Source organism: Nocardia exalbida NBRC 100660 (assembly GCF_000308575.1).
GTDB lineage: Bacteria > Actinomycetota > Actinomycetes > Mycobacteriales > Mycobacteriaceae > Nocardia > Nocardia exalbida.
In genome coordinates, this window is record NZ_BAFZ01000077.1 from 58,134 (window position 1) to 82,797 (window position 24,664).

The window sequence follows — 24,664 nt, forward strand, 5'->3', positions numbered from 1 at the left end:
GGGTCCGATGCAAGGCTCCGATCACCGACGCGGGCGAATCACCCATCGTTCAACGCGCGGGTGAATCCGTCGACGAGTGCGGCGATCTGGTCGTCGGTCATGATGAACGCCGGGGAGATCTGCATGGCCCCCTGCCCCGCGGCGCGACTGGAGATCCCGTGCGCGCGCAGTGTCCCGACCAGCGGCAACCCTTCGGTGGGGTCGGCCAGCTGGATGGCCGCGACGGCGCCGAACCCGCTGCGCACCTCGGCGACCCTGGGATGTCCGGCGAGCACCGACAGCTGCTCGTGCAGGCTCGCTTCCACGCGCAGGGCGGCCTCGAGCAGGCCTTCGCGCTCGATGATGTCGAGATTCGCCAGCGCGGCGGCCGCCGCGCCCGCGTGACCGCCGTAGGTGTAGCCGTGCCGCCACCAGACGCCGCCACCGAAGAACGGCTCCGCCACGCGCGGGGCGGCGAAGACCGCGCCCATCGGGAGATAGCCGGAGGTCAGTCCCTTCGCGGTGGTCATCAGGTCGGGTTCGAGCCCGAACCGGGACGAGGCGAACCACGCTCCGCCGATGCGGCCGAAACCGGTCACCACCTCGTCGGCGACGAACAGGATGTCGTGGTCGCGGCAGATGCGCCGGACTTCGGCGAGATAGCCCGCAGGCGGCGGATACACACCGCCCGCGCCGATGACCGGTTCGCAGAAGAACGCGGCGATCCGTTCGGCGCCGACCTCCTCGATCAGCGCGAGCAGGGCTTTCGCGTCGTCCCACTCGACGGTCCGCGCCGCGGGCATCAGTTCGCCGTAGCCCTCCCGATTGCCAGGGAGACCCGCGAGCGCCGTACCCGCCACGTGCATGCCGTGATAGGCCATTCGCCGCCCGACCACGATCGTCTTACCCGGCTGCCCGAGTTCGTGCCAGTAGCGGCGGGCGAGCTTGGTCGCGGTGTCGACGGAGTCGGAGCCACCCGAGGTGAAGAAGATCTTGCTGCCCGGCACCGGGGCGAGGCCGGCGAGCCGCTCGGCGAGTTCCTGGGTGGCGGGCTCGGTGATGTCGCCGAAATTGGAGTAGTGCGCGATCGTGCGCAGCTGGGCGGCCACCGCGTCGGCGATCTCGCCGCGCCCGTGTCCCACGTTGGCGAACCACAGGCCCGCGGTCGCGTCTAGGTACCGATTGCCCGCCTGATCGAAGACGTAGACGCCGTCTCCGCGAGCGACCACGAACGCTCCGTCCCGCTCGACGGCGCCCATGTCGGCAAAGCCATGCCATAGCGCGTTCATGTCTCCACCTTTACCGGTTCCCCTGGCGTGGTCCACTCCCGGCCGCCAGGGCGCCGTGCACAGCGCAAGACGGCGCCGATCCGGGACGCCGCCGCAGCCCGTCGACCGTGACGAACGACCACCGGCGATGCCGGGCCCGCATCCTCGGTCCTCGTCCGGTCCCGCGTATCGGCGCATGTCACCGGCCGGGGACGGGGCTTCGGTTCGCACTCGGCTACCGGCCGCGGTGCCTGGTGGAAAAATCCGCTGGCGGATTTCGCTAGGCTGGTCGATGCAATGACCAGGACAGCCGCCACCGACTCCCGCGAACTTCGCACCCGCTTGGCGAACCTCTCCCTTCGCGACGAACACCGGTTGCGGCGCAGGCTCGACAAAGCGCGCGGCGGCGACCTGGGCGGGGTGGAAGCCGAGATCGCGGCCGCCGAACTGCGGGTCGAAGCGCGGCGCGCGGCGGTGCCGGAGATCCGCTATCCGGAGCAGCTACCGGTCACCGCCCGCCGCGAGGACATCGCCGCCGCCATCGCCGAGCACCAGGTGGTGATCGTCGCGGGCGAGACCGGCTCCGGCAAGACCACCCAGATCCCGAAGATCTGCCTCGAACTCGGCCGCGGCATCCGCGGCACGATCGGCCACACCCAGCCCCGCAGGCTCGCCGCGCGCACCGTCGCCGAGCGGATCGCCGAGGAGCTGGGCACCGAACTCGGTGACGTCGTCGGCTACACGGTGCGGTTCACCGACCACGCCTCCGAGCACACCCTGATCAAGCTGATGACCGACGGCATCCTGCTCGCCGAGATCCAGCGCGACCGGCTGCTGCGCCGCTACGACACGATCATCATCGACGAGGCGCACGAACGCAGCCTCAATATCGACTTCCTGCTCGGCTACCTGAAGCAACTGCTGCCGCGCAGGCCCGATCTCAAGGTGATCATCACCTCGGCGACCATCGATCCCGAGCTGTTCGCCCGGCATTTCGCGGACGAGGAAGGCACTCCCGCACCGATCGTCGAAGTCTCCGGACGCTCGTATCCGGTGGAGATCCGCTACCGGCCGCTCTCGCTGGAACTTCCGGGCGCCGCCGGAGACGAGGACGACGAGGACACCCGCATCGTCGACCGGGACCCGGTGGACGCGATCGGCGACGCGGTGACGGAGCTGTTCGCCGCGGGTGACGGCGACGTGCTGGTGTTCTTGTCCGGTGAACGCGAGATCCGCGACACCGCGGACGCGCTGCGTGATCTGAAGCTGCCGCGCACCGAGATCCTCCCGCTGTACGCCCGGCTGTCGGCCGCCGAGCAGCACCGCGTGTTCGCCCCGCACACCGGGCGCCGGGTGGTGCTGGCGACGAATGTCGCGGAGACTTCGCTCACAGTGCCGGGCATCCGGTATGTCGTCGACCCGGGCACGGCGCGGATCTCGCGCTATTCCATGCGGACCAAAGTGCAGCGGTTGCCGATCGAACCGGTGTCCCAGGCATCGGCGCGGCAGCGCTCCGGGCGGTGCGGTCGCGTCGCCGACGGCATCTGCATCCGGCTGTATTCGGAGGACGACTTCGAATCCCGGCCCGTCTTCACCGATCCGGAGATCCTGCGTACGAACCTGGCCGCGGTCATCCTGCAGATGACCGCGCTCGGCCTCGGCGACATCGAGAACTTCCCGTTCGTGGAGCCACCGGACCGCCGCGCCATCCGCGACGGCATCGCCCTGCTCGAAGAGCTCGGCGCCCTCGCGCGCCGGGACGGAAAGTCCCGGACGGACGGCGACGGCGCGACCGCCCTGACGCTGACCCCGATCGGCCGCGACATGGCGCAGCTGCCGGTCGACCCCCGCATGGCGCGGATGCTGGTGGAGGCCCAACACACCGGTTGCCTGGCCGACGTGCTGGTCATCGTCGCGGCGCTGTCGATCCAGGATGTCCGGGAACGGCCCGCCGAGCAGCAGCAGGCAGCCGACACCAAACACGCGCGCTTCACGGTCGAGGGTTCCGACTTCCTGGCCTACCTGCGGCTGTGGGACTACCTCGGCGGCCAGCGCAAATCGTTGTCGTCCAATCAGTTCCGGCGGCTGTGCCGGGAGGAGTTCCTGCACTACCTGCGGATCCGGGAGTGGCAGGACCTGCACGGGCAGCTGCGCACGATCACCAAGGGCCTCGGATGGTCGGCGCGGGCACAGGACTCGGCGAGCCCGGCGGAACCGGACCGAACCGAGGCGGCCGCACCGGACGGCAAGCAGGGCAACCGATCACGCCGCAGCCGGTCCACGCGCGGGGGCGACGGGCGCCCCGGCGCCGAACGTGGCCGGGGCGCCACCGCGGCGATCGTCGCGGACAACGACGGACTCCCCTGGGATTCCACCGCCATCCACCAAGCGCTGCTGGCGGGCATGCTGTCGCACATCGGCGTCAGGGAAGCGGAATCCCGGGAATTCCTCGGCGCGCGCAACGCCAAGTTCATGATCTTCCCCGGCTCGTCGCTGGCGAAGAAGCCGCCGCGCTGGGTGATGGCCGCCGAACTGGTCGAGACCTCACGGCTGTGGGGCCGGATGGCCGCGAAGATCGAGCCCGAATGGGCCGAGCGGCTCGCGGGCGACCTCGTCAAACGCGTCTACTCCGAGCCGCACTGGTCGGCCAAGCGGGGCGCGGCGCGCGCCTACGAACGTGTCACGCTGTATGGGATTCCGCTGGTCACCGGCAGGCCGGTGGACTACGGCCGGATCGACCCGGAGTTGTCGCGGGAGTTGTTCATCCGGCACGCCCTGGTGCAGGGCGAGTGGCAGACCCGCCACGAGTTCTTCCACCGTAATCGCGCGCTGCTCGACGATGTGGCCGACCTGGAGCATCGTGCCCGCCGCCGGGACATCCTGGTCGACGACGAGGTGCTGTTCGCGTTCTACGACGAACGCCTGCCCGCCGACATCGTCTCGGTGCGTCATTTCGACAGCTGGTGGCGCACCGCACGCCGGACAGACCCCGAGCTGCTGGATTTCTCCACCTCCACCGTGGTCAACGAAGGCGCGGCCGCACTGGACCCGGCGGCTTTCCCGGACTCCTGGCGCCAAGGCGAACTCGCCTTCCCGCTCTCCTACCAGTTCGAGCCGGGCAACGAGGAAGACGGCGTCACCGTACGGATCCCGGTGGAACAGCTCGCCCACGTCCGCGCCGTCGGCTTCGATTGGCTGGTGCCGGGCATGCGCGACGAACTGGCCGCCGCTCTGATCAAGACGTTGCCGAAGACATTGCGACGCAGCGTCGTCCCCGCACCCGACTTCGCGGCCGCCGCCCTGGCGGCGCTGACCCCGCGGGCGGAGCCGCTGCGGGCCGGGCTGGCGCGCGAGTTGTCCCGGCTGGGTTCGGTGTCGATCGCCCCCACCGACTTCGACGTCTCCGCACTGCCCGACCACCTGCGCATGACTTTCGCGGCCATCGGCGACGACGGCGCCGTGCTCGCCCGGGACAAGAGTCTCGCCGCGCTGAAAACCCGCCTGGCCGAGCAGGTTTCCGCCTCCGTCGCCCGGGCCACCGCGGGAGCCGAACGCCCGCCTGCCACGGTGTGGACCTCCGAATCGCTCGGCACCCTCGCGCCGACGGTGCGGCGCGAGGTGGCGGGGCAGACCGTCACCGGATACCCGGCGCTCGTCGCCGAAGGCGACGGCGTGGCGGTCCGGGTGCTCAGCTCCCCCGCGGAGCAGGCCGCCGCCATGCGCCTCGGCACCAGAGCGCTGCTGCTGCACACGCTGCCCGCTTCGGCCCGTAGCTCCACCGCGGGCCTGTCGCCCGCGGATCGCCTTGCGCTGAGCCAGAATCCGTACGGCTCGCTGGAGGCGCTGCTCGACGACTGCCGCGCGGCTGCCGCCGACGAACTGCTCGTGGCCGCCGGCGGGCCGGTGCACGACCCGGCGGAGTTCGACGCGCTCGTCGCCCGGATCCGTCCGGATTTCGCCGCCACCGTCGCTCGTTACGTGCGCCTGGTCGTGCCGGTGCTCGCGGGCGCCCACCAGGTTTCGGTGGCGCTGGCGCGAACGAGCGAGCGCGACATCGCCGAAGACGTCCGTCATCAGCTCGACGATCTGGTGTTCCGCGGCTTCGTGTCCGAAACGGGCGCGGCCAGGCTGCGTGAGCTGCCGCGCTACCTCCAGGCGGCGGTGGCGCGACTGGAGGCGTTGCCCGGCTCGGCCGTTCGCGATCGGCAAGGCATGGCCGAACTCGATCGGGTGCTCGCCGCCTATGACCGCTTGGTAGCGTCGCTCCCGCAGAGCCGCAGGCATGCGCCCGCGGTCACCGAGATCTGGTGGATGATCGAGGAATTCCGCGTCAGCCTGTTCGCGCAGAAGCTCGGTACCCCGTTCCCGGTGTCGGCCAAGCGGATCGAGAAGGCGATCGCCGCGGTGCGGCGCTGAGTCAGTCGGCGGCCGACAGCGCTTCGGCGCGCGCCTGGCGCATCTCCCGGATCTCGCGTTCGAAGTCCTCGGCCGAGGTGAACGACCGGTAGACCGAAGCGAACCGCAGGTAGGCCACCTCGTCGAGATCGCGCAGCGGGCCCAGGATGGCCAGCCCCACCTCGTGACTGGGCACCTCGGGAGATCCCTTGGCGCGCACCGCGTCCTCCACTTGCTGCGCCAGCAGGTTCAGCGCGTCGTCGTCGACTTCACGACCTTGGCAGGCCCGGCGCACACCCCGGATGACCTTTTCGCGACTGAACGGCTCGGTGACGCCGCTCCGCTTGACCACCGACAGGATGGCGGTCTCCACGGTGGTGAACCGCCGCCCACACTGCGGGCAGGCGCGACGCCGGCGGATGGCCGCGCCTTCGTCGGCCTCGCGCGAGTCCACCACCCGGGAGTCGGGGTGTCGGCAGTACGGGCAATGCATCCGAGAAATCCTTCGTCGATGCGCGTGCTCGCGTCCGGACCGGGCACCGATCGGGCGATCGGTCCGGCGAGCCCGTGTACAGAGGTCTATACCCCGGCACCAGACATTCCTCGTGCGACACGCGGAATACCTGCATAACACTTCGAGGATACCCGGCCGGGTTCCCGATTTGCCGCACTCACCCCCGCTGCCGGACGCGGCTTCCTCATCCGGCGATCTGCCAGTGCGCGGTCAAGTCGGCGAGGAGGTCCGGCAATCGGGCGGCGAGGCGGCCACGGGCCAGCTTGCCCCAGAACGCCTCGCCGAGGACGGCGCCGGCCACGGCGGGGTCGGTCTCCATATCGATATGGCGGGGCACCAGGTCACCGGTGATGTAGTGCCAGCGCGTCTCGCGGTCGGCCCAGTTGAAGCCGGGCAACGGCACACGGAGCGTGACGCTGCGGCCACCTACCTCGGCGCCGACGACCGTGGGGGCGAACACGCCGGGCGCGCGGACGCCCGGCACTCCGGGTTTGCCCGCGATGGTGCTGACATAGGTGAGCACGCGGCCGATCGGCGCCCGGCCCGCCGACGTCTCGTCCCACTGGTCGGCGACGACGTGGTTCTGTTCCCGATCGGTCATCCGGATCAGCGCGTCGATGTAACCGTCCCTGGTGCCCGAGGCGATCGACTGCCACGCGGTGTGGATGTCGTCGTCGAGCACACCCGCCGCGTACATCTCGTCGATCCCGCGCATGCCCAGCGCGACGTAGGCTTCGTGCATCGGCACCAGATCCGTGAAGATGTGCTTCTGCATGATCATCAGGCGGGTCTGATACCACGCGACGTCCGCGGCGCTCAGGCGGGAGCCCTCGGTGGCGAGCAGCCGGATGTCCTCCGGCAGCGCCCGCGTCAATTCCGGCGGGGTCGCGCTCAGCAGATCGGCGACCGCGTCGCCGAGCCGATGGATGCCGGGCACGTCCAGGACCACGCCCACATCGCCCATGTCGAAGAATCCGGAGGCGAACGATCCGCCCGCGATGCCGGCCAGCCCCGCCCAGTAGAACTCCGGGTGGCGGGTGGCCAGCCGCAGATAGTTGACGTAGACCTGGTTGAACGTGCGTTCGTTCGCGCGCGGGCCCTGCCCGGGATCCCAGGCCGCCAGATCGATATCGGCGTTCCCGGCGGCGATCACCAGCCAGTACTGGTGCAGCAGTGTCGCGTAGCGGCGCGGCGCCACACCGTCGGCCCGGGCCTGCCGCAACGCCTCGGCCAGATCCGATTCGTGCAGTGGCAGAGCGGGACCGAGTCCGCCCGCCCCCGCACCGTCAGCGTTGACGGAGGGCAGGTCCAGATAAGGCGCGTACGCGGGTTCCGCCCGGGCGATCGATGCTGCGCCGAGTCCGAGGACCAGACAGAGGGACAAGGCGGCCGCGCGGAGCAAGACGCGAACCGAGCGGCCTGCGCTGAGGAGTGTCATGTGCTGAAAAGTCCCGACATCGTTCGGGCGGTATTGCCCGGATCACGTTTTCAGCACGGTAGCAACACGTTCTAGTTTGTCGATCAACAATTCCGGCCGCCCAGCGTGGCCGAATTCCCTTCCGCTCAGCGCGAAATGCCGCCCACCGGCGCACCCGGGCCGTCCACCACCGCCGGTACCGGCCGACCGGCATCACCGCCCCACCCGCCCGCCCGTACATGCGCCAGGGCGATCAGCCCCGCCACCACCAAGGCGGTGACCAGCGCGGTGACGGCGAGGACGGCGAACCCGATCTGCGCTTGCTCGACCCGGCGCATCGGGTGTTCACCATGAGCACGCCCCCGCGCGAGCGGCCGCGAACCCCGGTCGTAGGCGACCGCACCGGCGCGGGGACGGGCGCCGGGCGGGCGCCGATCGGCCGCGGATCGGTGCGCAGGCGTCAGCGCGCGGGCACGCGCACCATCACACAGCAAGCGCCGGGCGGTCTCGTAGCCGAGATCGTCCCGATCGGGATCGGCGGGGCGCTCGGGTTGCGCGACCGCCGAGCCGAGAGAAGGGGTGACATCGCTGATCGCAGTGCTCATCGGACAAACCTCCGTGGTAGGTGCTCCGTCGGCGTTCGAGCTGTTCGAACACGTGTTCAGCTGTTATTCGCTCATGTGTTCGAAGAACTGGTGTTCGATTTCTACCACGCGTCGCCGACAAAGTCAGCAGGAACACCCGACATACGTCGAACAGATGTTTGATCCAGCGGCGTGACCGGACTAGATTCGAAGAACCGAAGACACGGACAGGCCATGAGGACACATGCCGGGCACCGACCGGCCTGGCACAGCAGGAAAGGGCGGTTGCGGTGAGGCAGACGGACGACACGGGTGACGAGAGCGGCGCCGACGCGGCGAGTAGCGGAGCGGATCTCACCGTGCGTCAGCGCAAAGTGCTGGAGGTGATCCGCTCCTCGGTGAGCGAGCGCGGCTACCCGCCGAGCATCCGGGAGATCGGTGACGCCGTCGGCCTCACGTCCACCTCGTCGGTCGCCCATCAGCTGCGCGCCCTGGAGCGCAAGGGCTACCTGCGCCGCGATCCGAATCGGCCACGCGCCGTGGACGTCCGGGGTCTGGACGAGGTGGTGCGGTCGGTGACCAGCCTGCCCGCCGCGGCGGTCGACGACGGTGAGATCACCGTCGACGTCGATCGTCCCGTCCCCACGTTCGTCCCGGTGCTCGGTCGCATCGCCGCCGGTGGCCCGATCCTGGCCGAGCAGGCCGTGGAGGACGTCTTCCCGCTGCCGCGCGAGCTGGTCGGCGACGGTTCGCTGTTCCTGCTGAAGGTGGTCGGGCAGTCCATGATCGACGCGGCGATCTGCGACGGCGACTGGGTGGTCGTGCGACAGCAGAACGTCGCCGACAACGGCGACATCGTCGCGGCGATGATCGACGGGGAGGCCACGGTGAAGACCTTCAAGCGCACCGGCAAGGACGTCTGGCTGATGCCGCACAACCCCGTCTTCGAGCCGATTCCCGGTAACGACGCCCAGATTCTCGGCAAGGTCGTCACGGTCATCCGCAAGATCTGACGGTTCCATAGGAACGACGAACGCCGACTGTGCGCTGATGCGCGCTGTCGGCGTTCGCCGAACAGCACGAGGCGCGGCACTCACAGCTGATTGCCAGCTGACGCGCAGGCGATTCACCAGGACGCTTGCAAAGCTCCAGCGGTGACAGCGATCCCCGCCGCGGCCGCGGTGCCCGATGCGAATCCGATTGCCACCCGCGCCGGATCGGCCGGCTTACCGCCCGCGCGCGGGTGGGAGCGCGCGGGGCTGTCCCTCCTGCTGATCGGGACCGCGGTCGCGTATCTGTGGCACATCACGGTCAACGGGATGGGCAACGACTTCTATGCCGCGGCAGCCTGGTCCGGTGCACGGAACTGGAAGGCGGTGCTGTTCGGTTCCCTTGATCCGGGCAACTTCATCACCGTGGACAAGCCGCCGGTGTCGCAATGGGTAATGGGCGTATCCGGGCAGCTGTTCGGATTCGGCAGCGCGAGCATGCTGGTGCCGCAGGCGCTGATGGCCGTGGCCGCGGTGGCATTGCTGTACGCGATGGTCACCGAGGCGACCGCCAACCGGGCCGCCGGTCTGCTGGCCGGAGCCGTTCTGGCGGCAACCCCGGTGGTGGCGCTGATGTTTCGATTCAACAACCCGGATGCCGTGATGGTGCTGCTGATGACCGCGGGCGCGTACTGCACGCTCCGGGCGGCGCGGCAGGCGAGCCCGCGCTGGCTGATACTGGCGGGCGTCGCGCTCGGATTCGCGTTCCTGGCGAAGATGCTCGAAGGGCTCATGGTGCTGCCCGCCTTGGCGCTCACCTATCTGATCGTCGCGCCGACCTCGGCGCGAAAGCGCCTGCTGCACTTGTCGGCCGCCGCGGCGGCACTGATCGTCTCCTCGGGCTGGTATGTCCTGCTGACGGTCCTGTGGCCCGCCACCGCGCGGCCCTACCTGGCGGGCTCGACGAACAACACCTTCATGGATCTGGTGCTGGGCTACAACGGGTTCGCTCGTTTCCTGGGGCACAATCACCGTGGCGGCGACCGGTTCGCGCTGCCGCCCGGATACGAGATGCCACCGGCCGCCAGTCATCCCGGTGGCGGGTTCGCCGGATCGAGCGGACCGAGTCCGGCTCGCCTGTTCAGCGGCGAGATCGGATTCGAGATCTCCTGGCTGCTTCCTGCTGCCCTGCTCGCCTTCGTGCTGGTGCTCGTCTCCCGCGGGCGGGCGCCTCGCACCGACCCGATCCGTGCGGCCGCATTGGCTTTCGGGTTGTGGCTGATCGTCGACGGCGTCGCGTTCACCGTGATGCGCGGCGGCATGCATGCCTACTACACGCTGGCGATCGGGCCCGCCGTGGCCGGGATGTTCGCGATCGGGGTGGCCGAGATGTGGCGGCGGCGGTCCGCGGCGTTCGGCCGAGTCGGCGCCGCCGCACTGGTGCTCACGTCGGGTCTGTGGGCGTTCGTCCTGCTCGACCGCAACCCCGAGTGGCTGCCGCCCCTGCGTTGGACGCTCGCGGTGGTCTCGGCAGCGGCGGCGCTCGCACTGGTCGCCGCGGCGTTCCCCGGCGGGGTGCGGCGGGTGCGGGCCGGAGCCGTCTCGATGCTCGTCGTCTCGGGCGTGCTCGCAGGCATCGGCGGATCGACGGCGTACGCCGCGGCCACCCTGCCGCAGGCGCATACCGGGGGCAGCCCGACCGTCGGCCCCGCCGAGGCCGCGGCTCCGGATCGGATGAACGACGTGCGCCGCGAGGTGACCTCATTCGTGAACGGAGAGGTCGAACCTCGACTTTCCGCGCTGTTGCGCGACACCTCCACGACCTGGTCGGCCGCGGTGGACCGCTCCTCGGTCGCCGCGTCGCTCGAGCTCGCCAGCCACACCCCGGTCGTCGCCATCGGCGGTTTCACCTCCGACGACCCGGTCCCCACCCTCGACGAATTCCAGACCATGGTCCGCACGCATCAGGTGACGTACTACCTCGCGCAAGAGGTGCGGCTGCCCGATTCGTGGCGTGTGCGCGGCCAGGCCGAGGCGCCCGCCGCGCCGGTTCCGGACAACGGATGGTGGCGCCCGGCCGGGCACGAAGACATCGCCGAGTGGGTATCCGCGCACTACACGGCGGTACACATCGGCAATGTCGCCGTCTACGACCTCACCGCGCCGGCCTGCGCCGATGCACCCGGAAGGGTCTGCGCGAAGTGATCGGGCAGACCCGGCAGTGTCACCGCCGTGCACCACTGGTGATGGCGCGTTCCGGTGGCGGCCGAGGATCGGAGCCGGAGACGACGGGGTGTCAGCTCGTGCCCACACCGAGTGCGGTCAGCAGCACCAGCACGACGGTGAGCACGGCCAGCACGCCGTGGCCCGCGACGACGGCGACGGGAAAGTGCCCTTCGGGAGGTTCTGCCGTACCCGCCGAACGGGCACGGTAGGTGGGCAGCCAGCGCAGCAGCATCGCGAATCCGAGCAGCGCGACGGGGATCAGCAGTGCGAACGCGACCCACGCCAGTGCGTCCGTGTCGAGGACGAGGTACAGGATCCAGCAGATCAGTCCGGCCACGGCGAGCGTGAAGTGACCGAACACGACCGGCACGGGCAGCTGGGTGGAACTCGGCTGCCGCGTCCCGCCCCGGGCGATCCACGTGCCGAGCATGAAGAAACCGCCGCCCGCGGTGAGCAGCCAAGAAACCAGTGCGGCGATGCCCATGGTGTGCCTCCTGGGGGATGCGAAGGGATTCAGTGGGTGAAGCCACCGGCTTGGGTGGTTTCGTCGGCGACCCGCACGCCATAGCGATAAGCCAGCTTGCCGCCGAGATACCCGGAAATCGCCAGCGTCACCAGGCTCACCGCCGACAGCGCCAGCGGACCGGCCGGGACCGCGACCGCGAGGTCCGCACCCCGCCGCCACACGAAACCCAGCGCGTAGGCGACGGTCACCAGCAAGTTGAGCGTCATGTGCAGCAAGCCGGTACGGAAGGCGGGCGTGCCGGTCGGGATCGCGAGCAGATCGAGGAACCCGATCGTCGCGGCGATCAAGGCGCCCAGCACGCCGATCGCGATCAACCAGGACGATCCTTCGACCAGGAAGTCCGGATGGTCAACGAGGCGGGAGGCGATGTCGAACACGAAACTGGCGACCCACGCGCCGATCGGGACGGTGACCAGTATCGGATGGAACGGATGCCCGTACGGACCGGCCAGCACCGCACTCACCGGCCGCTTTCCCTGCCGTGGATCGCCGCTCATCGCATACCTCCGCCGAGGCCGATCAGGTCGATGACGAAAATAGTCTTACCCGCCGCGCGGGACATTCACACCACACTCGGGTCGACCACAATCGACCCCGGGGTCGATTCTCGGCCGTCGAATACTCAGCGCGTGACGCGCTGTTTTTGTCGCACCGGTACGGTGACCGAAACACACGCACGCCACACCGCGACATCATTCGACTTTCCGTCTGCGGAACGGCCACTACATCATCGGCATCATTGGCAACGTCGGCATCTGCATGCCGGGGAACATGCGATTCCACCAGTCGCGTGCCATCCCCATCATCTGATCCATCACGGTAGTTCACCTCCCTTCAACAGGACTCTAGAAGCAGGTCGGCTCATCGGACTCGAAGGTGAGGAAACGCGGTCACACGCCGTGATAATCACCGGGAAACAATTCCTGGGTTGCGATGAATTTTCCGCCCGGGCGACCATTGGCGAATTCACGCGGCACTCCTCGCGGTCGAGATCGACAGCTGTGTACATTCTACTCCGAGCACGGTTGCCGAAAAACGTCGTCGCGCCTTACGAATTCGCCGAACCGTCGAGGGCTGCGCATTTCCACCGATGGGATCTTTGCGTCCGAATGGAACATCGCCATAGGCGTCGGACGACGACGGCGAGCTTGTCGGACCGATGAAGCCCGCCGCCACGAATTCGGCGTTCGTGATCGGCGGCGCGGGACGGAGTTCGTCAGCTCGCCGGGCTCCGCCGCGCGGCCAGCCGCCGATTGGTGACCTCCAGCTGACGCACCGTGCCCGCCTCCAGAGCCCGCACCCCGGCGTCGTCCAGTCGCCCGCACAGCCGCCCCCAATGCACCGCGACCCGCTCCCCCGCCGCCACATCCGGCAGCGCCGCGTACCCGTCCACCCGGATCGGCACGGACTCGGACGTTTCCGCCGACAGCGTGAGGCGTTCTCCGTCCCAACGGAGCCTGCGGCAGCGCAGCGAGACCTCGCCGCCGCTGCGGTCGAGGACCGTTCCCCAGGTGATCCGGCAGCTGTCGAGGACGTGCAGGGGATGTGCGTTGCCGTGCCGGAGCAACCGCGACCACGGGTACACACCGAAGACGTGGAAACAATGGTTGGCCGCGGCCTCCTCGGCCAACCGCGGGGTCAGGTGCGTCCAGTACCCGCCCGCGACCGGGCCGAGCAGACGCAGCAGTTCCGCGGTGAACTCACGGGGGTCCAGGCTCGCGCCGACTCCACCGCCCAGCCAATAGGATTCGACGAGCCTGCGGTCCAGCGGATCGGCGATGCCGGTCATCCGGGCCATCACCCGCAGGTAGGGCCACGCGCCGGTGAACCGGCGCGCCACCGCGCGCACCTGTTCTTCCGAGCCGTCCCGCAACGCGGCCGCGTCGGGCGGCCCGCAGTAGCCGAGCCGGTTGGGCGCGTAGGCGTACCGGGCGAACATCTCCGCGCCGCCGCCCGTCATCGGCAGGGCCTTCCACCGGCGCGCTCGACGGACCAGCGCTGTTCGAGCCTGCCGAATCGCCACACCGCCACCGCCACCGCCCAGGTGAGCACGAACAGTCCGGCGATCAGCAAGCCCATGGCGCCGAGATCCAGCCCGCCGACCCAGGCCACCGGACCGTCGGCGATGCCGAATTCGTCGGCCAGCACCGAGATCATCTCCTGCGCGCCGATCAGCAGGGCCACCACGACCGACAGGCCCGTGACGACGATGTTGTAGTAGACGCTGCGCAGCGGCCCCGCGAACGCCCACCCGTAGGCGTAGTTCATGAACGCGCCGTCCAGGGCGTCGAACAGCGTCATTCCCGCCGAGAACAACACCGGCAGCACCAGGATCGCGTACCACGGCAGGGCGGTCGCCGCCGCGCCGCCCGCGATCACCAGGAGGCTCACCTCGGTGACGGTGTCGAAGCCGAGGCCGAACAGCAGTCCGACCGGGTACATCTGCCACGGCGCGCGCACCGCGCGGGTCAGCGGGCCGATCACCCGCTGCAAGGCGCCGCGGGCGTCCAGCTGCTGCCGCAACGCGGCCTCGTCGTAGGTCCCGCGACGCATGCCGCGGAACACCCGCCAGATCCCGATCAAGGAGACCAGGTTCAACAGCCCGATGGCGAGCAGGAAGGTTCCCGAGACGCCGGTGCCGAAGACCCCGGTCCAGCGGTGCAGCCCGGACTCCTCGTCCCGCAGGTTTCCCGCCAGCGCCTTGACGCCGAACGCCAGTAGCGCGACGAGGACGAAGACGATGGTGGAGTGGCCGAGGGAGAACCAGAACCCCACCGACAGCGGCTTGCGCCCGTCGGCGACCAGCTTGCGGGTGGTGTTGTCGATGGCGGCGATGTGGTCGGCGTCGAAGGCGTGCCGCATCCCGAGCGTGTACGCGGTGACGCCGAGACCGACGCCGAACACCGCACCGTCCACGACGTACCCGCCGGGGACCACGACCAGCAGCAGTGCCGACCACCCGAGGACGTGCAGGGTGACGACGACCGCCGCCATCCCCGCGACGCCGCGCCGCTGCCGTCCGTCCAGTGGACGGGGCGCCGCCGAGGGGCTATCGGCGATCCGAACGATGATCCACACCTCGCCTTCTGGCTCCGGACCGTTGCGTCCGCCGTCAGCAGATCCGCGGCAATTGCTCGCCCGCGGGCAGGTCGACCACCCGGGTCCCGCCGAGCGCGGTGCGGGCCACCACCATGCCGGGATGTTCGGCGACGCACCGGCCGATCGCCACGGCCTGCGCACCCAGCGGGTGCTCCCGCATCGCCGCGAGCACGCGATCGGCGTCCTCGGGCGCGACGAACGCCAGCAGCTTGCCCTCGTTGGCCACGTACATCGGGTCCAGGCCGAGCAGCCCGCACGCATCGCGCACGCCGTCGGGCACCGGCAGCTGCCGCTCGTCCAGGGATACCCCGACCCCCGCGGCGCGGGCGATCTCGTTGAGCGAGGCCGCGACGCCGCCGCGGGTGGGGTCGCGCAGCACGTGCACGTCGGCGCCGGTGGCCAGCATGGCCGCGACCAAGCCGTGCAGCGGCGCGGTGTCGCTGAGCACGGTGGTGCCGAATTCCAGTCCTTCGCGACAGCTGAGCACCGCGACACCGTGCACGCCGATGTCACCGCTGACCAGCACGACGTCGCCCGGCCTTGCGCGCTGCGGCCGGATGTCGACCTCGGGGGCCACCACGCCGATTCCCGCGGTGTTGAGGTAGATCCCGTCTCCGTGTCCGGCGTCCACGACCTTGGTGTCGCCGGTGACCAGCTGGACTTCCGCCGCCAGCGCGGCGGTGCCGACCGCCTGCGCGATGCGCGCGATGTCGGCCAGCGCGGTGCCCTCCTCCAGGATGAACGCGGTGGACAGCACCATCGGGCGCGCACCGGACATGGCCAGATCGTTCACGGTGCCGTTGACCGCGAGCTCACCGATCGTGCCGCCGGGGAACACGATCGGCTTCACCACGAACGAGTCGGTGGAGAAGGCCAGCCGCGCGCCGTCGAGCGTGACCACCGCGGAGTCGCCGAGGTCGGCGTGCGCGGCCGGGCCGAACGCGGGCAGGAACAGATGCTCGATCAGTTCGCCGGACATCGCTCCGCCGCCGCCGTGGCCCATCACGATGTTCGGCGCGTCCCGCAGCGGCATCGGGCAGACCCAGCCCTCCACGTCGATCGCCACGGGCGCGGCGCCGTCCTCACGCATGGGCCACCTCCGCGGGCAGATCGAGCCGCCGGTACAGGTAGTAGGCGGCGCACGCGCCTTCGGAGGACACCATGGTGGCGCCCAGCGGGTTACGCGGCGTGCACTGCTTGCCGAAGGCGGCGCACTCGTTGGGTTTGATCAACCCTTGCAGCACCTCACCGGAACGGCAGATGGTCGATTCGGCGGTGTGCAGGTCGCCCACGGCGAAGCGGTGTTCGGCGTCGAACTCGCGATAGCGATCCGACAGCCGCCAGCCGCTGCGCGGGATCACGCCGATGCCCCGCCAGGCTCGGTCGGTGACCTCGAAGACGTCCTGCAGCATGGCCTTCGCCGCGGGATTGCCCGCCGCGGACACCGCGCGCGGGTAGGCGTTCTCCAGTTCGTGCCTGCCCGACTCCAGTTGCAGCACGGTGCGGCGGATGCCCTCCAGGATGTCCAGCGGCTCGAACCCGGTGACCACCATCGGCACCTTGTACTGCTCGGCCAGCGGCGGATACTCGTCGGTGCCCATCACGGTGCAGACGTGCCCGGCGGCGAGGAACCCCTGCACCCGGCAGGTCGGCGACTCCATGATCGCGGCGATGGCAGGTGGGACCAGCACGTGCGACACCAGCAGCGAGAAGTTCCGGATGCCCAAGCGCTCGGCCTGGTACACCGTCATCGCGTTGGCCGGAGCGGTGGTCTCGAAGCCGATGCCGAAGAACACGACTTCCCGGTCGGGATTCTCCTTGGCCAGGTTCAGCGCGTCCAGCGGCGAGTACACCACCCGGACGTCACCGCCTTCGCTCTTGACCCGGAACAGGTCCTTGGCGCTGCCGGGCACGCGCAGCATGTCGCCGAACGAGCAGAAGATCACGCCCGGCTGCGCGGCGATCTCCAGCGCCTTGTCGATCACCTCGAGCGGGGTGACGCAGACCGGGCAGCCGGGACCGTGGATCATCTCGATCTGGTCGGGCAGCAGTTGGTCGATGCCGTGGCGGATGATCGAATGAGTTTGCCCGCCGCAGACTTCCATGATCGCCCAGCGGCGGCTGGTCTCGGCGCGGATCCGATCGAGCAGGCGCTGGGCCAGCTCGGGATTGCTGAATTCGTCCAGGTATTTCATGACCGGGCCTCCGGTTCCTCGCGTGATTGCTCGGCGGCTGGATTGTCCATGCCCGCCTGCTTCGCGGCGATGGCGAAACCGTCGCCGAATTCCTCGTTCAGTACGCCGAGGTGCTCGAACTCGGCCAGGGTCCGCAACGCGGACTCCTCGTCCAGTCGCTGGATCGCGAAACCGACGTGGACCACGACGTAGTCACCGACCGCCGCGTCCGGGATGTATTGCAGGCACACATCCTTGTGCACGCCGCCGAAGTCGACGACCGACATCAGCGTGCCGTCCCGCTCGTGCAGGCTGAGCACTTTGCCTGGTACCGCAAGACACATCGTTGCTCTCCTTCGCTCATCCCTCGCTGCACGCGAGGAGTTGCCCGAACGCGAGGCCGCCGTCGTTGGGCGGCAGTCGGTGGTGAGTGATCACGGTGAAGCCGTTGTCGCGCAGCAGCGCACACGATCGCGCGAGCAGCAGGGCGTTCTGGAAAACGCCGCCGGACAGGGCGACGACCGTCGCCGGGGCGGCGTAGCGAGCCGCGAGCTCGAGCACCAGCCGGGCGACGGCGGCGTGGAACCGGGCGCCCACCACCTGCGCGGGTGCGCCCGCGCGCACGTCGGCGACCACATCCGCGAGCACCGGTGCCGGATCGATCAGGGCGGGATCATCATCGACCAGTGGGAACCGGTATGCGGTAGCACCTTCGGCGCCCGCCCGGGACAACCCCTCCAGCTCGATGGCCGCCTGCGCTTCGTAGTCGACGACGTGCCGCACACCGCACAGCGAGGACACCGCGTCGAACAGCCGGCCCATGCTCGACGTGGGAGCGCAGCCCCAACCGGTCCGGAACTGGTGGGCCAGCACCGAACGCTCGGCGGGCGGACATGCCGCGACCGCAGGAATGTCCTCGGTCCACTCGATCCCGGCCGACCACAGATGCGCCAGCGCCATGCGGTAGGGCCTGCGCACCGCGAGATCGCCGCCGGCCAGCGGCACGTATTTCAGATGGGCCAGGCGGCGGTAGCCCTTGTAACCCGCGAGCAGCACCTCACCGCCCCACACCGCCGCGTCCGGTCCGTATCCGGTGCCGTCGAAGGCGATGCCGACCACCTGGTCGCTCGCGCCGAGTCCGTGCTCGCCCATGACGGCGGCGATGTGCGCGTGGTGGTGCTGGACGGTGTACACGGCTCGCTCACCCGCGTGCCTGCGCGCCCATGCGGTGGAGCGGTAGCCGGGATGCGCGTCGGCGACCAGTTGAGCGGGCCGCACCCCGGTGAGTTCCGCGAGGTGGCGCTGGGCCGCGTCGAAGGAGCGCAGCGTCGCCAGATCGTCCATGTCGCCGATGTGCTGGCTCAGCCAGGCGTATCGGCCGTCGGCCACCGCGCAGGTGTTCTTGAGGTCGGCGCCGACGGCGAGCGTCGGCGGCAGCGGGACCGGCAGCAGCAGCGGTAGCGGCGCGTACCCGCGCGAGCGCCGGACGGGCAGTTCGCGGCCGTCGAGCGAACGCACCACCGAGTCGTCACAGGGCACCAGGATGCGCCGGTTGTGCGTCAGCCAGCCGTCGGCCAGCCCGGCCAGCCGGGTGCGGGCGTCCTCGTCCTGGTAGCAGATCGGCTCGCCGCCGAGGTTGCCGGAGGTCATCACCAGCACCTGCGGGCCGGGCGGGTCGCCGGGCAGACCGAACAGCAACAGATGCAGCGGGGTGTAAGCGAGCATGACGCCCAGATCCGGGTTGCCGGGCGCCACCGAGGGAGCCGGGATGGGGTGGCACGCCCGCGCCGCGCCCACCGACGCGGTGTCTTCACCCGGCCCAGCGGAGCGGGCCGAATCGGCTGCGGACGAGGAGGATTCCCCTCGGCGAGCGAGCAGCACTATCGGGCGAGCCGGGCTGGTCAGCAGCGTCGCGGCGGCGGCGTCGACGGCGACGATGGCTCTTGCCGTCGCGAGATCCGGCACCATCACGGCGAACGGCTTGTCTCCGCGGCGTTTGCGTCCACGCAGCTGCGCCACGGCCGTTTCGTCGGTGGCGTCGCAGGCCAGGTGGTATCCGCCGATGCCTTTGACCGCCAGGATGCCGCCCGCGCGCAGCAGCTGCCGCGCGGCCGTCAGCGGCGCACCGGCTCCCGGTCCGGTGTACGCGAGCGTGGGACCGCAGTCGGGGCAGGCGATCGGCTGCGCGTGGAAGCGGCGGTCGGCGGGATCGGCGTATTCCCGCGCGCACCGGTCGCACATGGCGAAGTCGGCCATCGAGGTCCGCTCGCGGTCGTAGGGCAGACTCGCGATGATGGTGAAACGCGGACCGCAATTGGTGCAGTTGACGAACGGATGGCGAAAGCGGCGGTCCCCGGGATCGCGCAACTCGCGTTCGCAGTCCGCGCAGATCGCGACGTCGGGAGAGGCCAGCGTGCGGCCACCGCCGTCGCGGGTGGTACCCGCGATGTGGAACCCGGTGCCGCCGCGCATCGGGATGTCGGCCTGCTCGACCGACTCGATCAACGCCAGCGGCGGCGGGCGCAGCCGCAGCCGCTCGGCGAACCGGTCCAGATCCGGCGGCGCGCCCTCGATTTCGATGACGACGCCGCTGCTGTCGTTGCCGACGCTGCCGGACAGGGACAGCTCGGCGGCGGTGGTGTAGACGAAGGGGCGGAACCCGACACCTTGGACCACGCCGCGCACCAGCAGACGACGCCGTAGCCGCCGGGTGGTCATGGCAGGTCTCCGCGTTGCAGCAGGCGCAACCCGTCCAGCGCCGCCGTGGCCCCGGCCTCGTCGGTCTTCTCCACCGCGAAGCCCATGTGGATGATCACCCAGTCACCCGGCCGGGCGGGATCCTCGTCGAGCAGCCCGATGTTCACCTTCCGCTGCTCGCCGGACACCTCGACCAGAGCGATCTGGCCGTGGTAGCCGTCGGGGATCGCCAGCACGCGTCCCGGGATGCCCAGACACATCGTCAGTCCTCCTGTCGCGCCGTGGCCCGCCGTAGCGGCTCGGAATCATCGGGTGCACCGGCGGACAGCAACTCGGCGAGCACACCGCCCACGGCCGCCACCGCCTCGTCCACCGCCGCGGCGACCGGCTCGGACAGGCCGATGCCCTCCGCCACGCAGGCGACCTGGCAGCCGATCACCACGGTGGGTGGGAGCGCACCGCCCAGGGCGCGCACTCCGGCGAAGACCGCCTCCGGGCTCATCGCGTGCGCGTCGAGATGCGCGGCGCCGGTGTCCTCCGGTGCGGCGGCGAACACCTCGATCCGGCCGGGTGCGCCGCGATCGGGCAGCGCGTCGATCAGCACCAGCGCGGCCCAGGGGTCGAGCAGGTCGTAGGCGAGGTGCATGCCCCGGATGCCGTAGTCCACCGCGCGCACGCCCGGGTCGGGGTGGCGCGGCAGCCGCCGCACCACCTCGGGTCCGAATCCGTCGTCGCCGAGGAAGATGTTGCCGATCCCGGCGATCAGCACCGCGCCCGTGGATTCACCCCTCTTCCTCGGTCGGCGTTGTCGCGCCGCCCACCCGCGCGTCGTCGACCTTTCCGGTCGCCGTCTCGGAGGGGGCGTTGGCGGTCTTCTTGCGCTCGTCGTAGGGAGGCGCCGCCGATTCGGTGCCGGGCGGGGCTTGCGAGGTGAACTCGGTGCCCTTCTTGACGTCGTCGGAGTGCGCGGAGGTCATCTCCTCGTGATCGATGTGCCCCGGCTCCCGATCCGCCGGCCCTCCGGCCGCGACGTCGGCGCCGGTGTCGCGCGAACCCGGCGCGCCCCGTGCCGATTGCGGCTCTTCGCGATGCTCAGCCATGATGCTCCTTTCCGGTCGGCCGCTACATGTGCCGGATCTTGAGGTATCGCCGCAGATCCGGGATCGAGCGCACGCCGAGATACACTCCCGCCGCCACCAGCACGGCGACGACGGTTGTCGACACCACTCCCACGGTTTCCATAGCGGACTTCCTTTCACTTCTCGGTGCCGTCGAGCGGCTCCACTTCGTCGGGGGCGAAATACAGGTAGCGGCCGTACCATTCGTGCAACTCGGCCGCCGGGTCGTCGTCCAGCACGACCCCGACGTGCGCCTGTCCGTCCACGTCCTCGTGGACCGAGACGACCCGGGCGCACCGGCCGTCGAAGAACAGGTCCTGGGCGTCGGCCCGCCGCGACGGATGCAACAGGACCCTGCTGCCCTTGCGCACGAGCACGCCCGCGACCGGCACCGCGTCGAGGTCGGGGCGTACGGCCTGGTCGGCCGACGGGTCCCACCAATCGAGACCTTCGGGGATCTCCGGGATCAGTCCAGGACCCTCGGCGTGGGGGTCGCGCAGCACCCCGTGCAGCTGCCGCATCGCGTCGGGTGACATGGCTTCGCAGCGGTCGATGATCTCCGCCGCGCGCGGATCGGTGGCCCGCGCCCGCGCCTTCTCCGCGTCGGTCATCGTGAGGATCCGCAGCGTGAGGATCTCGTCGATCTCGGTGGAGTCGAACAGCGCGCCTTCGCTCTGCTCCGCGATCTCCGGGTGGTCGTAGAGGATGATCGGCGAGATCAGCAGCATGCTGTAGTCGCCGGGCGGCCCCGCGAGCACCGGGAAGCAGCGGTACCGATCGCAGCGGGCGGCCGCGGCCACCGCGTCCGGCGGCGGTTCCAGCAGCGAGACGAACTCGCCGCCGGTGATCTCCGCGATGACGTGCGCGCCGATCAGCGAGCGGGCGATGGCGTCGCGTTGGTCGGTGGCGGGTTCGCCCACATTGCGCAGGATGACGGTCAGCCGCGCGAAGCCGTCGTCCCGGTCGGCCGCGAGTTCCAGCTCACCCGCCAGCGGCAGCCGGGTCCGCACGAGCGTGCCTCGCCCGGGGGCTGCGGCCGTGGCGATCTCCTCGGTGTCCCGGCCGCCCGGGATGTCCAGCGGCCGGACGAGGCGGCCCGGCGGGACCGGACCGATGACGATCTCCTGCTCGACCGCCTCGTCCCAGGACAGCCACGACCGCTCGCCGTCGGACCACTCGGCGACGGACGCGCCGCCGGCGTCCATCACTTGGCGGCGCTGGAGCTGGAGGAACCGGACGGTCAGGGTGATCTCCGGATGCTCGCCGGGGGCGACCAGGCACTGCGCCGACAGTGCCTGCTCCTCACCGAGCCCTGCGGCGGCGGCTCCGCGCGGTCCCAGCACGCCGAACTGCCATCGCGACTGGTTCTTGCGCGCGTCGGCCCGGTAGGGGTAGAGCAAGTAGCCCTCGTAGAGCACCGCGTCGGCAACGGCACGAGCGCGGGCGCGGGCGTCGGCGGTCGTCACGGCGTCTCCTCGGTGCTGGTCAGCAGGCGGGTCACCGCGTCGTCGAAACCGGGCAGGCCGTGGCCGGACTTGTAGGCGGCCAGCGCACGGAGGGTGTCGTTGTGTAGCCGCACCCACCCGGAATTCGGGAAGTACGCGGCCATCAGGTTCTGCCACACCGCCACGGGCATTTCGAACTTGTCCTCGCGGTCCCACGGGATCTGCTGAATGGCGAATCCGGTGCTGCCCCGGATGAATACGGTTCCGCTGAACAGGAAGAGCAGCGGAACCACACCGTCGCGCAACGCGTGCAGATACTTCGACCCGGTCACCTCGAAGTCGTAGGTGCACGGCATCGGCAGATCCACTTCGGCGCCGCCGGTGAAGCTCGGGATCATGGTGGCGCAGTGCATCCAGAGAAACGAACGCTGGGTTTCGTGCCACCGTTCGCGCGGACCGAACAGATCGACCAGGCCCGCGGCCTCCTCGTCGGAGTAGCCGCGGCGGAACGGCTCGATGCGCACCTGCGCGCGCAGGGCGATGGCGTGCACGGGTTCCTCCGCTAGCGCGGCGATGCCGACGCGCGCGGACAGGATCGGCGCGACGGCGTACGGCTCGGGTTTCATCTCGAGCACGGCGAACGTCGTCGAGTACACCGGGCTCATGCCGCACCCCCGGCTCGAGCGCGTGCCGACGTCTCGGCGAAGAACTGTTCCAGATACCGGTGCACGTCCTGACCGCCGTCGAAGCCGTGCCACAGCAGCCGCATCCGGCCGACGAACTCGTAGCAGGCGTCGATCGGCAGCAGCAGGCAGGCCGCCTGTTCGGCGCGGCGGTCGGGCACCCGGATGAGCAGCGCTTCCACGTCCGGAGCGAGCACATCCAGCTCGGGATGCCGGTGCAGGATCGCGTTCCATTGCTCCAGCGGCAATTCCGATTCCGTCGCGCCCGCGGGCCCGGGATAGAACGCCACCGTCCGCTCCAGCGCGGAATTGCGGAAGAAGAACGCCAGGCTCACCGGGATCTCCAGCGCGTCCCACTCCGCCCGGCTGATCGTGAAATCGGGGAACGCGAGATACCGATCCGGCACCGCTCGATAGCGCAGTGCCGCGTCCTGGTCGACGAACAGCAGATAGCAGCCGCGGCACACGCACATCAGCTGTCTGCCTTCGACGTTCACGACGTGCCCGTGCTGCTCGGCGATCGGCTCCGCGCACATCTCGCACCGTTCGCCGGGCCGGGGAGCGGGCCCGCGGTCGGCGGCGATTCGCTGGAGGGCGCGAAACGGTGTGCTCACCCGTGCACCCCCACCGGCACCGCCACCGACAGTTCGCCGGATCGCACGAGCACGGGAAGCGGCTCGAGGTGCCCGTCGCCGTCGACCCGGGCGCCCGCGTGCACCACGTCGTAGTGCGCCCGGCAGGTGGGGCACCGCAGCACCGCGTCACCGGCCGGGAATCCCACGCGCCGTTCCAGCACCGCGCCCGCGAGGGAGCCGTCGCACCCGGGACAGTGGTCCCGGTAGGCGTACAGCTCCTCGCCCACCCGGCAGGCCAGCACGGTCAGCCCGGCGACGTCGAAGCCGCCCACCTCGCCCGCGCTCAACTCGGCCAGTTCGGGGACCGCGACCCAGTTGCCGGAGCGTGCGCCGTCCGCGCGCACGCGGGAGAACAGCGAGTCGGCGGAGATCACCCCCGCCGACTCCGTCTGCGCGGCCACGACTTCGATGGACTCGATTTCCGGCGCTGCCGCCCGCACCGCGTCCTCGACGGCCAGTTCGAGCGTCACCGACGAGGACGGACAGCTCTTGCAGCTACCCGCCAGTTCCAAGCGGACCACCCCGTCGACGATGTCGACCAGGTGGACGTCGCCGCCGTGCGAACCGAGGTAGGGGCGCACGCTGTCCAGCGCGGTGCGCACCCGGGTGGACACATCGTGCGGATGCAACTCGTGCACCAGCAGCAGGCTGGCGACCAGATCGTCGCGGGCCAACCGCTCGACCGCGTCCGCGTCGAGCAGCGCGACCACGCGGGTCAGCCCCGCGCCGTAGAGTCCGACCAGTTCGCGCACCAGTTGCTCGGCGCGCTCGCGGGCGAGCGCGCCGCTCGCCGAACTCGCCTCGAGCAAGGTCTCGATGCGATCGCCGGCTTCCCGCCACCGGGCCTCACCGAATGTCGTGTCGTCCTGGTCGTCCGGGCGATCCTCCACCGTCACCTCCGGTCGTTTCGCCCGA

General features: G+C 70.2%; 23 protein-coding genes. 3 read left to right on the forward strand and 20 right to left on the reverse strand.

The features are described 5' to 3' along the window. Positions 1–38 precede the first annotated feature (38 nt). Positions 39–1,268: an aminotransferase family protein gene (locus ON29_RS18545; protein ID WP_040867877.1), complete on the reverse strand. Its 1,230-nt coding sequence runs from the start codon at positions 1,266–1,268 to the stop codon at positions 39–41. Between the two features lie 276 nt (positions 1,269–1,544). Here ON29_RS18545 and hrpA point away from each other — a divergent pair, with 276 nt between their 5' ends. Continuing rightward, a complete protein-coding gene (gene hrpA, locus ON29_RS18550) occupies positions 1,545–5,663 on the forward strand; it encodes an ATP-dependent RNA helicase HrpA (protein ID WP_040867879.1) in 4,119 nt (1,372 codons plus the stop codon). Position 5,664: 1 nt separating this feature from the next. Here hrpA and nrdR read toward each other — a convergent pair whose 3' ends face one another. The 3 genes from nrdR to ON29_RS18565 all read right to left on the reverse strand — a co-directional run bounded on the left by nrdR (position 5,665) and on the right by ON29_RS18565 (position 8,178). After that, positions 5,665–6,135, reverse strand: a complete 471-nt coding sequence (gene nrdR / locus ON29_RS18555) for a transcriptional regulator NrdR (RefSeq protein WP_040867881.1) — start codon at positions 6,133–6,135, stop codon at positions 5,665–5,667. Positions 6,136–6,340: 205 nt separating this feature from the next. Next, positions 6,341–7,594 (reverse strand): hypothetical protein, encoded by a 1,254-nt coding sequence (locus tag ON29_RS18560; protein ID WP_040867883.1) that lies wholly within the window; start codon positions 7,592–7,594, stop codon positions 6,341–6,343. 125 nt (positions 7,595–7,719) lie between these two features. Further along, on the reverse strand, positions 7,720–8,178 hold the full coding sequence (locus ON29_RS18565; RefSeq protein ID WP_040867886.1) for a hypothetical protein: 459 nt from the start codon (positions 8,176–8,178) through the stop codon (positions 7,720–7,722). Positions 8,179–8,447: 269 nt separating this feature from the next. On the opposite strand from ON29_RS18565, the gene lexA reads away from it, so the two are divergent. Both lexA and ON29_RS18575 read left to right on the forward strand, forming a co-directional pair. Further along, on the forward strand, positions 8,448–9,170 hold the full coding sequence (gene lexA, locus ON29_RS18570; protein ID WP_040867888.1) for a transcriptional repressor LexA: 723 nt from the start codon (positions 8,448–8,450) through the stop codon (positions 9,168–9,170). 141 nt (positions 9,171–9,311) lie between these two features. Then, positions 9,312–11,351, forward strand: coding sequence for an ArnT family glycosyltransferase (locus ON29_RS18575; RefSeq protein ID WP_051175349.1), 2,040 nt, complete (start codon positions 9,312–9,314; stop codon positions 11,349–11,351). Between the two features lie 91 nt (positions 11,352–11,442). Here ON29_RS18575 and ON29_RS18580 read toward each other — a convergent pair whose 3' ends face one another. The 16 genes from ON29_RS18580 to ON29_RS18650 all read right to left on the reverse strand — a co-directional run bounded on the left by ON29_RS18580 (position 11,443) and on the right by ON29_RS18650 (position 24,639). Continuing rightward, a complete protein-coding gene (locus ON29_RS18580) occupies positions 11,443–11,856 on the reverse strand; it encodes a hypothetical protein (protein WP_040867890.1) in 414 nt (137 codons plus the stop codon). Between the two features lie 29 nt (positions 11,857–11,885). After that, entirely contained in the window at positions 11,886–12,395 is a 510-nt protein-coding gene (locus ON29_RS18585) for a DUF2231 domain-containing protein (protein ID WP_040867892.1), read from the reverse strand. A gap of 719 nt (positions 12,396–13,114) precedes the next feature. Next, a complete protein-coding gene (locus tag ON29_RS18590; protein ID WP_040867893.1) occupies positions 13,115–13,858 on the reverse strand; it encodes a DUF6390 family protein in 744 nt (247 codons plus the stop codon). Next, on the reverse strand, positions 13,855–14,925 hold the full coding sequence (gene nicT / locus ON29_RS18595; RefSeq protein WP_217999215.1) for a Nickel transporter NicT: 1,071 nt from the start codon (positions 14,923–14,925) through the stop codon (positions 13,855–13,857). Before nicT ends, ON29_RS18590 begins: the two co-directional genes overlap by 4 nt. An 85-nt stretch (positions 14,926–15,010) precedes the next feature. Further along, a complete protein-coding gene (gene hypE, locus ON29_RS18600; RefSeq protein WP_040867894.1) occupies positions 15,011–16,087 on the reverse strand; it encodes a hydrogenase expression/formation protein HypE in 1,077 nt (358 codons plus the stop codon). Beyond that, positions 16,080–17,192, reverse strand: coding sequence for a hydrogenase formation protein HypD (gene hypD / locus ON29_RS18605; protein ID WP_040867895.1), 1,113 nt, complete (start codon positions 17,190–17,192; stop codon positions 16,080–16,082). The genes hypE and hypD overlap by 8 nt, the downstream gene beginning before the upstream one ends. Further along, positions 17,189–17,515, reverse strand: a complete 327-nt coding sequence (locus ON29_RS18610) for a HypC/HybG/HupF family hydrogenase formation chaperone (RefSeq protein WP_040867896.1) — start codon at positions 17,513–17,515, stop codon at positions 17,189–17,191. Before ON29_RS18610 ends, hypD begins: the two co-directional genes overlap by 4 nt. Positions 17,516–17,531: 16 nt before the next feature. Beyond that, positions 17,532–19,889, reverse strand: coding sequence for a carbamoyltransferase HypF (locus ON29_RS18615; RefSeq protein ID WP_040867899.1), 2,358 nt, complete (start codon positions 19,887–19,889; stop codon positions 17,532–17,534). Beyond that, on the reverse strand, positions 19,886–20,128 hold the full coding sequence (locus tag ON29_RS18620; RefSeq protein ID WP_040867901.1) for a HypC/HybG/HupF family hydrogenase formation chaperone: 243 nt from the start codon (positions 20,126–20,128) through the stop codon (positions 19,886–19,888). Before ON29_RS18620 ends, ON29_RS18615 begins: the two co-directional genes overlap by 4 nt. A gap of 2 nt (positions 20,129–20,130) precedes the next feature. Beyond that, complete coding sequence (locus ON29_RS18625; protein WP_051175350.1) at positions 20,131–20,637, reverse strand: hydrogenase maturation protease; 507 nt, start codon at positions 20,635–20,637, stop codon at positions 20,131–20,133. Between the two features lie 13 nt (positions 20,638–20,650). After that, positions 20,651–20,968, reverse strand: a complete 318-nt coding sequence (locus ON29_RS34300) for a hypothetical protein (RefSeq protein WP_063825347.1) — start codon at positions 20,966–20,968, stop codon at positions 20,651–20,653. 22 nt (positions 20,969–20,990) lie between these two features. Beyond that, complete coding sequence (locus ON29_RS37780) at positions 20,991–21,110, reverse strand: DUF6893 family small protein (RefSeq protein ID WP_085994907.1); 120 nt, start codon at positions 21,108–21,110, stop codon at positions 20,991–20,993. 13 nt (positions 21,111–21,123) lie between these two features. After that, on the reverse strand, positions 21,124–22,452 hold the full coding sequence (locus tag ON29_RS18635) for a hypothetical protein (RefSeq protein WP_040867902.1): 1,329 nt from the start codon (positions 22,450–22,452) through the stop codon (positions 21,124–21,126). Beyond that, a complete protein-coding gene (locus ON29_RS18640; RefSeq protein WP_040867904.1) occupies positions 22,449–23,096 on the reverse strand; it encodes a DUF6084 family protein in 648 nt (215 codons plus the stop codon). Before ON29_RS18640 ends, ON29_RS18635 begins: the two co-directional genes overlap by 4 nt. After that, entirely contained in the window at positions 23,093–23,728 is a 636-nt protein-coding gene (locus ON29_RS18645; protein WP_040867907.1) for a DUF5947 family protein, read from the reverse strand. The genes ON29_RS18640 and ON29_RS18645 overlap by 4 nt, the downstream gene beginning before the upstream one ends. Continuing rightward, positions 23,725–24,639: a NifU family protein gene (locus ON29_RS18650; protein WP_051175361.1), complete on the reverse strand. Its 915-nt coding sequence runs from the start codon at positions 24,637–24,639 to the stop codon at positions 23,725–23,727. Before ON29_RS18650 ends, ON29_RS18645 begins: the two co-directional genes overlap by 4 nt. Positions 24,640–24,664: the final 25 nt, after the last annotated feature.